Consider the following 14723-nt stretch of genomic DNA (forward strand, 5'->3'; position numbering starts at 1 on the left):
GATATATCAACGGTCGATCTGGAGCAATGATCTAGGGTCTTGATTCAAGTGGAGCGGTTCAGAGGCAACGTTCGCTGTAGTCGCGACAGCGCTGGAGGTTGGTCCTGCGTCAGCACGTGGCAGTAACGGATGCCTTTCGGACACCGCCCTACCTAGAAGCGACGGCCGCGAGTCGCGCACGGAGTGTCAGTCTTCGGAGAGGGTGCGCACCACTCGAGCCGGCGAGCCTACAACGACCGTGTCGGCCGGGACATCTTTGGTTACGACGGAGGCTGCGGCCACCACGGCGTTGTCCCCGACGGTGACACCAGGCAGCACTATCGCATTCGACCCGATCCATACATTCCGGCCGATGACGATAGGTGCCGGGTGCATGTCAGCTCGTCGGCTCGGGCGAAGATCGTGGTTGAGCGTTGCTAGGACAACGTTGTGCCCGATGAGGCTTCCGTCGCCAATCGTGACGCCGCCCTGGTCTTGGAACTTGCAGCCCGAATTGATGAATATCCCTTTGCCCAAGGCGATGTTCCTTCCGAAGTCGGAGTAAAACGGCGGGAATAGCGTCACTGACTCGTCGATTGTGGAGCCGGTCAGCTCTGACAGCAGTTGCCGCAACCGCTGCGGGTCTTGATATCCACCGTTCATCTCGGCCGTGATCCTCAGAGCCTCCTGGCTGGCGTCGTGCATGACGCTGTGGAGGGGCGAGGCGCCATCGATGGTGGTGCCTGCGTTCAGGGTTGCAAGCAGATCGTTGAGGTCCATGCTGGGGTCCTTCCGAGTGACCGTAGAGTGATTTGAGCCCTTAGAACTCAAGAATCGGGCTGCCTCATATTTGGCGCAAAAAAGTGTTGAGCGCAATATGAGGTCGGGCGTGACCGGTGGGTCTTTTCGTGGGTCGAGGCTTGTGGACGGCGCGGGGTGGGCAGCAGCCTGCTCGATGAGTTGCTTGCTCTTCTGCATGATGCCGTCGACGGAGTCATCGCCGGCGGGGAGCCGTACTCGTGTTGCAGACACGAAGTATTGATGCGGCAGGAATGACGGGGGGCAGACGTTGCTGCCGCATCCCGTCGCGCTCTTTGTTTAGAGTGCGATAAGCACTTTAAGGGCTTCGCGATCATCCATGGCCCGGTAACCGTCCGAGGTGCTATCGAGACCGATGGTGCGGTCGAAGACACGGCCCGGGTTCACACTTCCATCGAGGATGCCGGGAAGTAGCTCGTCGATGTAGGCGCGAACGGGCGCGGGACCGCCATTGAGGGTGATGTTGCGGCCGAAGAGGCTTCCGAAACCGACGGGCGCTTCTTCGTACTGGGGAACGCCGACTCGGCTTATGACACCGCCAGAGCGGACGATGCCGACGGCTTGGTCGTACGCCGGGCGGTGACCGACGGCCTCGAGTACTTTGGGGGCGCCACCGTAGGTGAGGTCTCGGACGATGGCGATGCCCTCGTCGCCGCGTTCTGAGACAACATGTGTGGCGCCGAATTCGCGGCCGAGGTCGGTGCGCGCCTGGTGGCGTCCCATCAGGATGATGTTTTCTGCACCGAGCTGTTTCGCAGACAGGACCGCGAGAAGTCCGACGGCTCCGTCGCCGATGACCGCGACGGTATCGCCGGCGGTCACCTTCGCCATTTTTGCGGCGTGGTAGCCGGTGCCGTACACGTCGGCGAGGGTGAGAAGCGACGGGAGCAGTTCCGAGTCGGTATCGACGGGCAGGATAACGAGAGTTCCGTCAGCTAAAGGGACACGAATGAGTTCGGCCTGCGCGGCGGAGAAGAATCCGACGTGAACGCACGCGGTCTGGAAGCCTGCACGGCAGAACTCGCACGTGTTGTCCTGGAAGGAGAAGGATGCGACGACCAGGTCGCCCTTTTTGACCGTGGTTACCTCGGAGCCGGTGTCTTCGACGAGGCCGAGGAACTCGTGCCCCATCTGGGTGCCTTGCTCCGAAACGGGGAGGTCGTGGTAGGGGTGAAGGTCGCTGCCGCAGACGCAGGTGCGGACGATGCGGACGATCGCGTCGGTGGGCTGCTGAATCGTGGGGTCGGGAATGGTCTCGACGCGGACATCTCCGGCGCCGTACATGAGTGCTGCACGCATAGTGTTTGTTCCTTTTCAGAGTTAGTGAGTCAGAGCGGGGCTGCTCAGCGGCCTTCGAACTCGTCGTCGGTGATCTGCTCGCCCCACCAGGAGGCGATGTCGGCGCCGTCGTCGGCTTCCAGGAGCACGATGTGTTCCATGAACATGCCGGGGGCTGCTGCGTGCCAGTGCTCTTCGCCGGGGGGCGTGTAGAGGGTCTGGCCGGGGTGGACTTCGATGATGTTGCCGGCGCGGTCGCCGAACCGGGCGATGCCGTCAGTGACGTGCAGGTACTGGCCGCGTGCGTGGGAGTGCCAGGCGGTGCGGGCCCCTGGCTGGAAGCGTACCTTCGCCATTGTCGCGCGCTGCTCGGGTCCGTGCGGTGCTGCGATGACGTCGAGCCACACTCCGCCGGGGAACTGTGCTTCCGGGTTCAGGATGGTCTCGCGCTGGGGTTCGATGATCATGATTTTTCCTTTTCGGCGGGGTGTTACTTGAGGATGCGCTGGGCGAGGGTGAGGGCGGAGACGGCGCGGGGCCAGCCGGCGTAGAACGCGACGTGGGTGATCTCCTCGATGATCTCCTCCTTTGTGAGCCCGTTGGCAATTCCCATCGGCATGTGTGCTTCGAGCTGCTCGATGTTGCCGGCCGAGACGAGGCTGCTGATGGTGATCAAGCTCCGGTCACGGCGAGACAGTTCGGGCCTTGACCAGACCTGCCCGAAGAGCACGTCGTCGGTGAGGGATACGAAGGTAGGGGCGAAGTCGCCCATCATCTTCTGCATAGGGGTCTGTTCGTTGTCGGTCATGGTCGTGACTCCTTCTATTGGTGTGGCGTGGGTATTCAGGAGATGAGGATGCCGCCGTCGACGACGACGATGCTGCCGGTCATGTAGCTGGCGGCGTTGCTGGCCAGGAACAGGGCGACGTTGGTTTTTCCGTTTCAGGATTGTGCGTGGCTTGGTTTAGCGGCCGTCGAAGATGGTCTCGACGTCCCACTCCCCGGTGGGCTGGCTGTGGAGCTGCCAGTAGGCGTCGGCGATCAGCTCGGGGGCCAGGGCGGTGCCGGGCTCGATCGACCCGGCGACGGTCACTCCGGCCGCGTGTACCCCGGCCTCTTGCAGTTCGTCGTGCAGCAGTGAGGTCACCGAGCGGAGTGCGGCCTTGCCGATCGATAAGGAGGCGTACTCGGCGTGCGGGTAGAGAGAGAGCCCCCCGCCGGTAACCAGGAACGTGCCTTCACCGGCTGCGCGCATTGCGGGCGTGAACACCTGCGCGGTCGTGACCGCTCCCAGAACGTTGACGGTGAGGGCGCTTAACAGGTAGTCGGTGTCGCTGGTCAGAATGCTGTCCTGGACCAGGGCGGCAGCGTTGTAGATGACGACGCTCGGTGTGACTCGCTCGGCGAGTGTCTCAAGTGCGGAGCGGCAGGCGCCTGCGTCGGCGGTATCAGCGGTCACCGTGTCGACGGTTAGGCCTTCGCCGCGGAGATCGTCCGCGGTGGCCGCTAGGTTCTGCTCGTTTCGGGCGATGAGGGTGAGGGCGAAGCCCTCACGGCCGAATCGTCGCGCGAGTGCGGCGCCGAGGCCGGGGCCGGCTCCGATGACGAGTGCGTTCTTCTGCGTGGGTGCGGTGTCTGTCATGGGTGTTCTCCTGGGTGGGTGGTGGTCGTGATCAGTCGGGTCTAGTGAGCGGCTCGGGCGCGGTGAGCGGCGTAGCCGGTGAGGCTGATGGCCGCCAGGATGAGCAGCGCTGCCAGCACGATCAGGAGCACGGGGAAGCTCAGGCCGAGCCCGCTGGTGAGTGGGCCGATGCTGGCGCCGAGGAACAGGACGAACCCGTTCACGGCCATGCCGCCGGCACGGTGAGGGGCGCTTGCTTCACCGAACAGGCTGATCATCGACGACACGGCCAGCGAGATCCCGGCGACGAACACGAGGCTAGCCGCGGCTGTTCCGACGAGGTTTGCTGAGAGGAGCGCTTCGAGCAGCAGTCCCACGGCTCCGATGACAACTCCGGCGCGGGCGATCGCTGCGAGGCTCCAGCGCCGGGCGAGTGGGCCGACGAGGAGCGTGGCGAACATGCCGGGCAGCGCGACGAGGCGAAGGAGCATGGTCTGGGAGGAGCCGAGCCCAAGGGCACTCAGGTGGCTTCCGAGCGCGCTATACATTGCGACGAAACTCAGCAGCAGCGTGACGTGCGCCGCACACAGCAGCAGCACGGTGGGACGTCTCACGAGCCGAAGAGACGCGGCAAACTGGGTCAGCACACCGCCGCCACTCTTTGGTGCGCGCGGCTCTTTGATGATCAGAGCGATTACGACCGTGAGCACGAGGAGCGCGGCTCCGCTGATGATGAAGACCCAGCTCCAGCCGAACCCCTGGGCGACCGTGGACGCGTAGAGCTGCCCCAGGATCCCGGATACCAGGAACGACGTCGAAACTGCACCGATCGCGGTTGCACGCATCCGTGGGCTCGTCGCGACCGCCATGTAGGCAAGGGCAGTGGGCGGGAAGCTCGCCGCGGCGAAGCCTTGGAATCCGCGGAGCACGGCGAGCACCAGCACTGAAGTGGCGAAAGCGCAGGCGACGGTCAGCAGCACCAGTGCGGCGAGGCCGATGACCATCACCCGCTTGTTGCCGAGACGATCTGCCAGCGGGCCCCAGATGAGGAAGCCGACCGCGTAGCAGAGGCCATAGACCGTGGACAGGGCGAAGGTCACGCTTCCGCCGAGCTGCTCGCCCACCGGGCCGGCGAGGGGGATGGCGGCGTAGAGCTGGGTCAGCACGAGCACGGCGGTGCCGATTAGCAGCAGCACGCGACCAAGCGATGCGCTGTGAACGGGCGCGACGGTACCGTCCGGTGCAGTCGCATTCGGGTTGTGCGTAGTCTGTGACATTCAATCTCCAACGTTGACGTTGGTTATCAATGTAGTACCGTTGGAGACAGAAAGCAACGCCAACGTTGGAAAATGTGAGGGAGCTGTCATGGCCTGGGATGTCGAAGGCACGAAGCGCAAGATCTTGGATGCTGCGACGCAGGAGTTCGCGGAGAAAGGGCCAGACGGCACGACGATCGAGCGGATCGCCCTGCTGGCCAAGGTGAACAAGGAGCGCGTATACAACTACTTCGGTGGCAAATCTGAACTGTTCGCACAGGTGCTGCGAGAGCAGCTCGCCGTCGCCGCCCAGACCGTGTCCCTGGTGTCGGCAGAGCCCTCCGCGGTGAGTGAGTATGCGGGACGGTTGTTCGACTACCACCGTCAGAATCCGGCGCTTGTTCGCCTCCTGCTGTGGGAGGCGCTGGCCTACCCCGAGGAGGTACCCGAAGAGCACCTGCGACGCGACAGCTATGGCGTGAAAACGGCGGTCTTCGAAGCCGGCCAGAACGACGGCACACTGACCGGGTCCATCCCTCCGGACGTGATGAACTTCCTCCTCCTCGCCGTCGCCGGCTACTGGGCAGCCCTACCGCAGGTGGCCCGGATGATCACCGACACCAACGCGAACGACGTGGACGAGACCGCCCGTCGGCGGACCGGTGTCGTGGAGGCCGCACGGCGCCTCACCGCGACCGACTCACCGAATCTCATCCAGGAGACCTCATGAGAATTCTCATCACCGGGTCAGCAGACGGGCTCGGACGCGCCGCGGCCGAGACGCTGCTCACCGCAGGGCACGACATGGTCGTCCACGCCCGCAACTCCCGCCGCACCGCGACTCTTGACCCGCTCACACGCCGCGGCGCCACGCTCGTCGTCGGCGACTTTACCGACAGAGAGGCCGTCCATGCGATCGCATCCGAACTCAACGAGCAGCCGCCCCTCGACTCCGTCATCCACAACGCCGGCGTGTGGAGCGGACCTGCGGTCATGCCGACCAACATCATCGCGCCCTACCTCCTCACCGCGTTGCTGAACGGGCCGAAACGGCACGTGTACCTCAGCAGCAGCTCCCACTTCGGCGGTCACGCCTCACTCAAGGACGTCGACTGGGAGGGCCGCCGGGCGGGATCGTACGAGGACAGCAAGCTGTTCGTCACGACTTTGGCCGTAGCACTGGCGCGCCTGCGCCCCGACGTGCTCAGCAACGCCGTCGATCCCGGCTGGGTTCCCACCAGAATGGGCGGGAAAGGCGCTCCCGACGATCTCGAACAGGGCCATCGCACGCAGGAGTGGCTCGCCACCAGCGACGACAAGGAGGCTCTGACCAGCGGCAGGTACTGGTACCACCGGCAACCACGTCAACCGCATGAAGTAGTCGCCGACGAGGCATTCCAGGATCGCCTGTTACAAGCACTGGCCAAGGAAACCAGCGTGACTTTGCGAGACCGAGATCAGCGGTAGCAACCACCGCTGCCCCCAGCGCGTCGAGCAATGCACTGCAGGTCGCGAAAGCACTGCGCTTAGATGACCGACTGGCCACTTAGCGCAGCAGTTTCCCGGCCTATTACCGCTGCGACTCACACCTTAACCAGACACCGCTAACTGTCTCATAACCCAAGTGTCGCAAAACCCATGCGATGCAAGACGACTCAAAGACCGTGCCGCAAGACTGGTTGCGGAAAGTGCCGTCCTGGCAGCACAACGCGGGGTCACGCAGCGCCCCTAAATGCTCTCTCGGAATGGGCTGTACGTGACCCCGCGTTGCTGTTAGCGCGGGGCTACTTCTGCAGCACCGGGCTCGGCGACATCTCCGCGGCCTGGCGCAGGGCCTCGATCATGCTGCGCACGTCCACGATGCCCTTACCCGCGATGTCGAAGGCCGTGCCGTGGTCCACGGAGGTGCGGATTACCGGCAAGCCCACGGTGATGTTGACGCCGGCCTCGATGCCCAGGACCTTCACCGGGCCGTGGCCCTGGTCGTGGTACATCGCGACAATCAGGTCGAAGTCGCCGCGGCCGGCCAGGAAGAACGCCGTGTCCGCCGGGAGCGGGCCGCGGGCGTCAATGCCGTCGGCCTGCAGCTTTTCGATGGCCGGGGTGATCTTCTCCGCTTCCTCGCCGTAGCCGAACAGGCCGTTCTCCCCCGCATGCGGGTTGATGGCGCAGACGCCGATCTTGGGGTTGGCGATGCCGGCGCGCTGCATGGCGCTGTAGCCGCGCCGGACGGTGCGCTCCACCAGGCCGGGCTCGATCTTGTTGATCGCGTCGATCAGGCCGATGTGCGTGGTGACGTGGATGACCTTGACCTTGGGCGTGGAGAGCATCATGGACACTTCCTCAATCCCCATGAAGTGCGCCAGCAGCTCCGTGTGGCCCGGGTAGACGTGCCCGGCCTTGTGCAGCGCGGCCTTGTTCAGCGGCGCGGTGCAAATCCCCTGCACCTCCCCCTTCATGCCGAGCTCGCAGGCGATCCGGATGTAGTGGTAGGCGGCGTTGCCAGCCTCGGCGGATTCCACACCCCAGGGCAGGTCGTGCGAGAGCAGTTTCGGATCAATCACGTTGATGCGGCCCGGTTCGAAGACGGCCTCGGCCACGTCCTGGATCTCCACGATGTCCGCCTGGACACCCAGCGCCTTTGCACCAAGTTCCAGCCGGTACACGTCCCCAATCACGATGGGGCGGCAGTCCCGGTAGGCGTTTTCGGCCAGCAGCGCGCCCACCGTGACTTCGGGGCCGACGCCGGCGCCGTCGCCCATGGTGACGGCGATGACGGGGCGGGTGTCCTGTGCTGTTGCCTTCAAATCGGTGGCATTCAACTCGGCTGCTTTCAAGACTGAATTCATGGTTTCTCCAGATTTTGCGGAAGGGTCGAGTGGTTTTTGGCGTGCGGTGCCGGCCGGTTCGGTGGCCCGGCGGCTTTGGATCGAGTGGTAGAGCTGCAGCAGGGCCTGGTCATCGCCGAAGCTGCCGGGTTTGGTGCCCACCAGCCTGCCGTCGTCGGCCAGGCTGACTACTGCCCCGTGCTGTTCGGCGCCGAGCGGCTCCAGCGCCCGGATGCCGAGGCGCTCCAGCACCTCGCGGGCCGTTTCGCCGCCGGTCAGGATCAGATCGGTCAGGACGACGGCGGCAGCTGGGCTCTGCAATTGCGTGTCCAGGACGTTCGAAACGAAGCGCCCCAGGTTGCTGACGATCGCGCCGGCCTCACGGGGATCCATCGTCTCGGCGAAGACGGTCAGGACCACCGGCTCGCCGGCGGCCAGCGCCTCACGCACAATACGGAGCTTGGGGGCCGTCCCGGGACCACGCAGTTCCTCCGGGCTCAACCCGATGAGCGAGAATCCTCCGGTCTGCAGCTCCCGCAGTTGCCTGCGTGCGGCCTCGGACGCGGAGCCGACGACGGCGAGCACCGGCCGTGCAGCACCGCTTTCGGCGGGGCCTGCGGTACTGGAGTCTCCTGCGGCAGCCTGCGCGATTCGCGCAGGGACCGGGAGTTCTGTGTTGGCCGCAGAGCGCGCCGCCGGCCGCACCGTTTGCGCGAGCACAGCGGCGATTCCGCCCGTGCCCACCAGAACGATCCGCCGGCCGCCGGCGGCATAGTCCATCTGCGCCAGAGCTGCGACCACGGCTTCCAGATCCGCCTTGGTTTCGCCGTCGGCCGCCACGGTCACGGCGTCGTCATTAGAGAACAGCTGCACGAGCCGATCGGCCAGGTTCGGCGAGCGCACCTCAGCGAGATCCAGTCCCTGAACGGAACTTTCCGACAGTGCGTCCGCCACGCGGGAGGGCGGCGCACTCGCCTCGGCCTTCCAGAGTCCGGCGTCTGCCAGCGACACTCCGTCCACGTAAGGACGTCCGTCCACTACGGTCCGCCGCAACTGCGGGAGTGCGCCGGCAATCAGTACGTGGTAGCCGAGGTCCGTCAGGGACGCCACTTCGGCGCCCACGTTCCCCCGCCACAGCGAGTCGATCTTCTTGAACAGCACCAAATTCTCGGACAGCAACGGCGAGCGCGCCGCATCCGGGCCGGCAATAGCCCCGGCAAAGACCCGGGCCACGGCGGCTGCGGCCTCCTCCGCGGAGGAGGACCTGGAATGCGTGTCAACGACAAGCACGTCGGAAGTCCCGGGAGACGAACCGTCCCGGTCTCCCGAAAGAACGTCGCCTGAAGGAAAGTCACCCGAAACAACGGCGTCCGAAAGATTGGCCCCCGAAAGAAGAGAGCCCACGAGGGCAGGATCCAGGAGAACCCGGGTGCTGAGCCCCTGCCGGGCAAAGCACTCCCCTACTTCAGCGGCGCCGGAAAAGTCGTCGGCCTGTATGAGCACTGTTGCCATGTCCCCTCCTCCCTTGGATCGAACTGGACGTTGATTTGGTATTGGAACTGGCACTTGAACTGGATTGCGGGCCAGCAAATGAGCTGGCAATAAAGCTGGCTATCGAGCTCTTCATCAAGCTGTCGATGTCTTCATCATGACACAACTGCGCGAATCGCGCTACGACTGTTGCGCAAAACGCGCATCCGTGGCAAGGTGATCCATGTAACACGGCGCAGGCCATCCGGTCCCCAGCCGTCCCCGTTCTACCGAGAGGTCAACGATGACCGTTCTTCCTCAAGGAAGTGAGATTTCCCGGCGCCGCCTGCTGCAATTCGGCGGATTGGCTGGACTTCTCCTGGGCACAGGCACCGTCGCCGGATGTGCCGGCCCCACCGGCCTGCCGGGCCCCAGCACCCTGACCCTGGCGCTCAACCGGTCCCTGGTCAGCCTGGACAACAAACTCAACCAGTTCGACGCCGCCGTCACGGTCCAGCGCGCCGTACGCCAGGGCCTCACCGCCATCGGCCCCGAAACCAAGCCAGTGCTGGTCCTGGCCGAAAGCTTCGTGATGACCTCGCCCACCACCTGGACGGTCCGGCTCCGCGAAGGCATCAAATATTCCGACGGCACTCCCCTGAAGATCGAGGACGTCGCAACGGCCCTCAAGATGTACCAGCAGGTCCAGGGCTCGTTCGTGGCCGGCTTCTTCCCCGAGTTCCCCACCGTTGTCCCCGTGGATGACCGGACGTTCCGGATGGAATCCAAGAAGCCCATCCCCATCCTGGATTCGCTCATGAGCATGATCCTGATCAGCCCCGCGGCCAAGAACAAGCCCGAAGAACTCCAGGACGGCGTGGGCACCGGCCCGTACGTCGTGACCAAGTTCAACCGCGGCGCCGGCACCTACAGCCTGCGCCACAACGAGAATTACTGGGGCCCGGCCCCCAAGGTGGACAACGTCGAGGTCAGGTTCCTCCCGGAGGAATCCAGCCGCGTCATTGCGCTGCGCAGTGGCGAGGTGGATGTCATCGACTCCATCACGCCGGACTCGCGCGAACAGCTGGCCGGACTTCCCGGCGTCGTCCTTAAAGAGGCATCCAGCCTGCGGCTGAACCAGATCTTCTACAACTTCCGCAAGCCGGCCGGGCACCCGTTGGCCGATGCCCGGGTCCGTGAGGCCCTTAGTTGGGCCATCAACGGCGAAGCGCTGGTCAAGGACGTGCTGGTGAACTCCGTCAGCCAGGCCGAGGGCGTCACTCCGTCCAGCCTGACCGGCTTCGCCAAGACCGGCACCTACATCTACGATCCGGAGAAGGCCAAGGCCAAGCTCAAGGAGCTCGGCGTCAACGACCTCAACCTGAAGATCATCTGGGAAACCGGCGAATTCGCGTCCGACACCTCCGTGATGGAGGCCCTGGTGGAGATGTTCGGCAACATCGGCGTCAAGGCTCAGCTCCAGCAGTTCGAACCCGGCGGCAACATCCTGGCCTGGCGCCAGGGCAAGGAAGGCGACTGGGACCTGCTGGGCAACGGCTTCAGCAGCCCCACCGGCCTGGCCATCACCATGATGCAGGGCATGTACGCCGGCACCGCGGAGAAGGAAAAGACCCGCGACACGTACCAAGGGTACGTGGTTCCCGCTGTGCAGGCCAAGATCCAGGCCGCCGCGTCCGAAGTTGATCCCGTCCGCCGGCAGCAGCTGATGGAAGTTGCCCAGCAGGCCATCTGGGAGACCTGGCCGTGCGCCTGGGCGTTCGTGCCCAAGTCCGTACTGGCCCACCGGGAGCGGGTGGGCGGCCTTTCGCTGGCGCCCACCAACTCCTACCCGCTTGCTGACGTCCGGCTGGAGGCCTGAATCATGACCAAGTACATCCTCAAGAGGCTCGGGCAGGGCCTGCTGACCGTGTTCCTCACGGTCTCCACCGTGTTCATCCTGGTCCGGCTGGCCCCGGGCGACCCTGCCGTGGCCTACGCGGGACCGCTGGCCACCACCGAAGAACTCGCCAAGGTTCGGGCGCAGTTCGGCCTGGACCTGCCCTTGATCCAGCAGTACTGGATCTTCCTGCAGCAGCTGTTCACCGGCAACCTCGGCACCTCGTACTCCTTCCAGGCCCCGGCCATTCAGGTGGTGCTGGAACGGCTGCCGTACACGCTGACCCTGGCCACCGCCTCCATCCTGCTCACCGCGGTGGTCGCCATCCCGCTGGGCGTCTGGATGTCCCGCAGGCCGGATACCAAGAAGGAATTCGGCGTCAACGTCCTGACCATCGCCGGGCAGTCCATGCCGGACTTCTGGACCGGCATCATGCTGCTCACCTTCTTCGCAGTGCTCATCCCGATTTTCCCGGCCTCCGGCTTCGCCACCTGGAGCGCGCTGGTCCTGCCGACCGTCACCATCGCCATCCTGCAGATTGCCCTGATCTCGCGGATGGTCCGGCGGGAAATGACCACGAATTTCGCCGCACCCTACCTGACCGTGGCCCGTTCCCGCGGCGTCCGGAATTCCCTGCTGACGTGGCGCTACGCCATGGGCAACTCCGCCATCCCGGTCTTCACCGCCCTCGGCACCCGCTTCGCGGCCATGCTCAACGGCGTGGTGGTGGTGGAAGTGGTGTTCGCGTGGCCCGGCGTCGGCTCCCTGATTGTCCGGGCGCTGGAAACCCGCGACTACCCGCTGATCGTGGCCACCGTTCTGGTTACAGCACTGCTGGCGGTCGGAGTCCAGTTGCTAATCGACCTCGCCTACCCCCTGCTTGATCCCCGCATTCGTCTTGGAAAGGCGGCCACCGCATGAGCCTCAGCGACACCGCAGTGCCCCCTGCAGGGGGACCCTCGGGCCTCCCCGACGAGCCTCCGGCCAGAAAGTCCTCCCCCAGCGCCGTCACCAAAGAGCTGATCGCCAAGGCCGGCGCAACCCGCCGTCGGGCCGGCGCCAAGTTCAAGATCCGCACCGGCGTCATCTGCACGCTGCTGGTGGTCGTTCCCATCGTGCTGGCCGCGTTCCTGCCGCTACCTGACCCCAGCCACCAGGACCTTGCCCAGCGCCTGCTTCCCCCGCTGTCCGAGGGACACCTGTTCGGTACCGACCAGCTGGGCCGCGACCTGCTTTCCCGGATCCTGCACGGCGGGCAGGTTTCGCTGACCATCGGCGTCCTGGCCGTGCTGGTGTCCGGCACCATCGGCATCATCTTCGGCGCGGCCGCGGGCTACTTCGGCGGCAAGCTGGACAGCGTGGTCTCCCGCCTGATCGAGGCGCAGATGTCCCTCCCGCTGCTGATGATGCTGCTCCTGGTGGTGGCCCTGTTCGGGCCGTCCATTCCGGTCATCACGTTCGTGATCGCCATCGCCCAATGGCCCGAGGTGGCGCGCCTGACCCGGTCCATGGTGCTCGTGGAACGCGAAAAGCCCTACGTCTCGGCCGCCCGGATCTTGGGCCTGCACCGCGTCCAGATCCTGATCCAGCACGTTATCCCGAACGTCATCAAGCAGGCCACGCTGGTGGTGCTGCTCCTCCTGGCCCAGGCGGTGCTGCTGGAGAGCGCCCTCGCCTTCCTCGGTGCCGGCCCGCAGCGGCCGTTCGCCACGTGGGGGCGCATCATCTCCGACGGCCAGGACTACCTCACCACCGCCTGGTGGCTGGTGACGGTGCCCGGCCTGGTGATCGCGATCATGGTAGTGGGCGTGAACCTGCTGGGCGACGGCCTCCGCGACCGTCCCCGCCGCAAGAAGAAGGGTGCTTGAGATGAACTTGCATTCGAAAATGACAGAACAGCCGCTTTTGGAGGTCCGCGACTTCCAGGTGGAACTCATCACCGACGCCGGCATTGTCCGGGCCGTGGATTGCGTCAGCTTCACCATCCATCGGGGCGAGACCGTCACGATCATCGGTGAGTCCGGTTCCGGAAAATCGACGACGGCGATGGGCCTCCTCCGGCTCCTGCCGGAGGACCTCGCCGTGATCTCCGGGTCGGTCCGGATCGACGGCGTGGACGTGATCGCCGATTCCAAGGCGATCGACAAGGTCCGCGGCAGGACGCTCGCGCTGATCCCGCAGGACCCCATGACGGCGCTGAGCCCCGTGCACTCAATCGGCAACCAGCTGTTCGAAGCCATTCGGATCGCCGGCGCGGCCTCGAAGGACAAGGGCGCCGTCCGGGCCCGCGCCATCCGGCTGCTGGAGCAGGTCCACATCCCCACCCCGGACCAGCAGTTGAAGAAATACCCGCACCAGCTCTCCGGCGGCATGCTCCAGCGCGTCCTGATCGCCATCGCGTTGGCCAGCGAGCCGCAGCTGCTGGTCGCCGACGAGCCCACGTCCGCCCTGGACGTAACCGTGCAGGCCGGCATCCTGGACCTGCTGCTCGAGCTGCAGGAACAGCGCGGCATCGGCATCCTGATGATTACGCACGACCTCGGGGTGGCACGGCTGATCTCGGACCGGATCCACGTCATGAAGGACGGCGCGTTCGTCGAGTCCGGCGAGGTCCAGCAGATCGTGGACAACCCCGCCACCGAGTACACCCGCAAGCTGCTCGCCGCCATCCCCGTCCTAGGCGCCTGGGACGAAACGCCGGCTGGCACCACCCTGACCACGACCGGAGCCAGCCATGAATAAGCCGTTCCTTTCCGTCGAAAACCTCGTGGTGGACTACCACGTCTCCGGCGGAACCTTCCGGGCCGTGGACGACGTCTCCTTCTCGGTGGAGAAGGGCAAGACGATCGCCGTCGTCGGGGAATCCGGCTGCGGAAAGTCCACTATCGCCAAAGCGCTCATGCGACTGGTCACGCCCACCAGCGGCCGGATCGAACTGGACGGCACCGACCTCGCGGCGCTGAGCGAGGCCAAGCTCCGGCCCCTGCGCTCCAAGTTTCAGATGGTCTTCCAGGACCCGTACGGTTCCCTGGATCCGCACCTCACGGCGCAGGAAATCGTGGCAGAGCCGCTGAAGCTTCAGGGTGTCCGGTCGCGGCGCGAGCGGCACAAAGCCGCGGCCAGCCTGATCGACCAGGTGGGCCTGCCGGCCAATTCCCTGGACAAGCACCCGTCTGAGTTCTCCGGCGGCCAGCGGCAGCGGATCGGGATTGCCCGGGCGCTGGCGTCCAAGCCCGAACTGCTGGTCTGCGATGAGGCCACCAGTGCGCTCGACGTCTCCGTCCAGGCCCAGGTGCTGCGCCTGCTCAAATCCATCCAGGACGAAACCGGCATCACCTACGTCTTCATTTCGCACAACCTCGGCGTGGTGCAGGAGATCAGCGATACCGTGATGGTCATGCAGCGCGGCAAGCTCGTGGAGCACGGAACAACGGCGCAGGTGCTGACCGCGCCGAAGGAGGACTACACCCGGCGGCTCCGCCGCGCCGCCCTCGACCCGTCCACCATGACCGGACTGAAGCCGCGGCATGTGGTCTCATCGCTCGCGCTGAAAACCGCCTGAGCTCGCCGACCGT

At 65.2% G+C, this 14723-nt stretch carries 14 protein-coding genes; 7 read left to right on the forward strand and 7 right to left on the reverse strand.

Going from position 1 to position 14723, the window contains the following annotated elements:
- Window positions 1-186 precede the first annotated feature (186 nt).
- The 6 genes from M2428_RS15070 to M2428_RS15095 all read right to left on the reverse strand — a co-directional run bounded on the left by M2428_RS15070 (window position 187) and on the right by M2428_RS15095 (window position 4974).
- Window positions 187-759 (reverse strand): DapH/DapD/GlmU-related protein, encoded by a 573-nt coding sequence (locus M2428_RS15070; RefSeq protein WP_277526765.1) that lies wholly within the window; start codon window positions 757-759, stop codon window positions 187-189.
- Between the two features lie 318 nt (window positions 760-1077).
- Window positions 1078-2097 (reverse strand): alcohol dehydrogenase catalytic domain-containing protein, encoded by a 1020-nt coding sequence (locus M2428_RS15075; protein ID WP_277526767.1) that lies wholly within the window; start codon window positions 2095-2097, stop codon window positions 1078-1080.
- Window positions 2098-2141: 44 nt separating this feature from the next.
- Window positions 2142-2543, reverse strand: a complete 402-nt coding sequence (locus M2428_RS15080) for a cupin domain-containing protein (RefSeq protein WP_277526768.1) — start codon at window positions 2541-2543, stop codon at window positions 2142-2144.
- A gap of 23 nt (window positions 2544-2566) precedes the next feature.
- Complete coding sequence (locus M2428_RS15085) at window positions 2567-2884, reverse strand: carboxymuconolactone decarboxylase family protein (protein WP_277526769.1); 318 nt, start codon at window positions 2882-2884, stop codon at window positions 2567-2569.
- A gap of 156 nt (window positions 2885-3040) precedes the next feature.
- A complete protein-coding gene (locus M2428_RS15090; RefSeq protein WP_277526770.1) occupies window positions 3041-3718 on the reverse strand; it encodes an SDR family NAD(P)-dependent oxidoreductase in 678 nt (225 codons plus the stop codon).
- Between the two features lie 41 nt (window positions 3719-3759).
- A complete protein-coding gene (locus tag M2428_RS15095; protein WP_277526771.1) occupies window positions 3760-4974 on the reverse strand; it encodes an MFS transporter in 1215 nt (404 codons plus the stop codon).
- 88 nt (window positions 4975-5062) lie between these two features.
- Here M2428_RS15095 and M2428_RS15100 point away from each other — a divergent pair, with 88 nt between their 5' ends.
- Together M2428_RS15100 and M2428_RS15105 are read left to right on the forward strand one after the other, a co-directional pair.
- Window positions 5063-5683 carry a TetR family transcriptional regulator gene (locus M2428_RS15100; protein WP_277526772.1) on the forward strand — a complete coding sequence of 207 codons (621 nt, stop codon included), beginning with the start codon at window positions 5063-5065 and terminating at the stop codon, window positions 5681-5683.
- On the forward strand, window positions 5680-6420 hold the full coding sequence (locus tag M2428_RS15105) for an SDR family NAD(P)-dependent oxidoreductase (RefSeq protein WP_277526773.1): 741 nt from the start codon (window positions 5680-5682) through the stop codon (window positions 6418-6420). The genes M2428_RS15100 and M2428_RS15105 overlap by 4 nt, the downstream gene beginning before the upstream one ends.
- A gap of 317 nt (window positions 6421-6737) precedes the next feature.
- Here M2428_RS15105 and pdxA read toward each other — a convergent pair whose 3' ends face one another.
- Window positions 6738-9293 carry a 4-hydroxythreonine-4-phosphate dehydrogenase PdxA gene (gene pdxA / locus M2428_RS15110; RefSeq protein WP_277526774.1) on the reverse strand — a complete coding sequence of 852 codons (2556 nt, stop codon included), beginning with the start codon at window positions 9291-9293 and terminating at the stop codon, window positions 6738-6740.
- 262 nt (window positions 9294-9555) lie between these two features.
- Between pdxA and M2428_RS15115 the strand changes: the two genes are divergently transcribed.
- From M2428_RS15115 to M2428_RS15135, 5 genes are read left to right on the forward strand one after another with little or no spacing between them, the layout of a single operon-like run.
- Complete coding sequence (locus tag M2428_RS15115; protein WP_277526775.1) at window positions 9556-11130, forward strand: ABC transporter substrate-binding protein; 1575 nt, start codon at window positions 9556-9558, stop codon at window positions 11128-11130.
- A 3-nt stretch (window positions 11131-11133) separates the two neighbouring features.
- Window positions 11134-12069 (forward strand): ABC transporter permease, encoded by a 936-nt coding sequence (locus M2428_RS15120; protein WP_277526776.1) that lies wholly within the window; start codon window positions 11134-11136, stop codon window positions 12067-12069.
- The gene (locus M2428_RS15125; protein WP_277526777.1) at window positions 12066-13016 is read left to right on the forward strand and encodes an ABC transporter permease; all 951 of its coding nucleotides are present in this window, start codon (window positions 12066-12068) and stop codon (window positions 13014-13016) included. Before M2428_RS15120 ends, M2428_RS15125 begins: the two co-directional genes overlap by 4 nt.
- 19 nt (window positions 13017-13035) lie before the next feature.
- Window positions 13036-13890 carry an ABC transporter ATP-binding protein gene (locus M2428_RS15130; RefSeq protein WP_277526778.1) on the forward strand — a complete coding sequence of 285 codons (855 nt, stop codon included), beginning with the start codon at window positions 13036-13038 and terminating at the stop codon, window positions 13888-13890.
- Window positions 13883-14710 (forward strand): ATP-binding cassette domain-containing protein, encoded by an 828-nt coding sequence (locus tag M2428_RS15135; protein WP_277526780.1) that lies wholly within the window; start codon window positions 13883-13885, stop codon window positions 14708-14710. The genes M2428_RS15130 and M2428_RS15135 overlap by 8 nt, the downstream gene beginning before the upstream one ends.
- Window positions 14711-14723 lie beyond the last annotated feature (13 nt).

Origin of the sequence: Arthrobacter sp. ES3-54, from assembly GCF_029504395.1 — a bacterium.
In the GTDB taxonomy this organism is placed as follows: domain Bacteria; phylum Actinomycetota; class Actinomycetes; order Actinomycetales; family Micrococcaceae; genus Arthrobacter.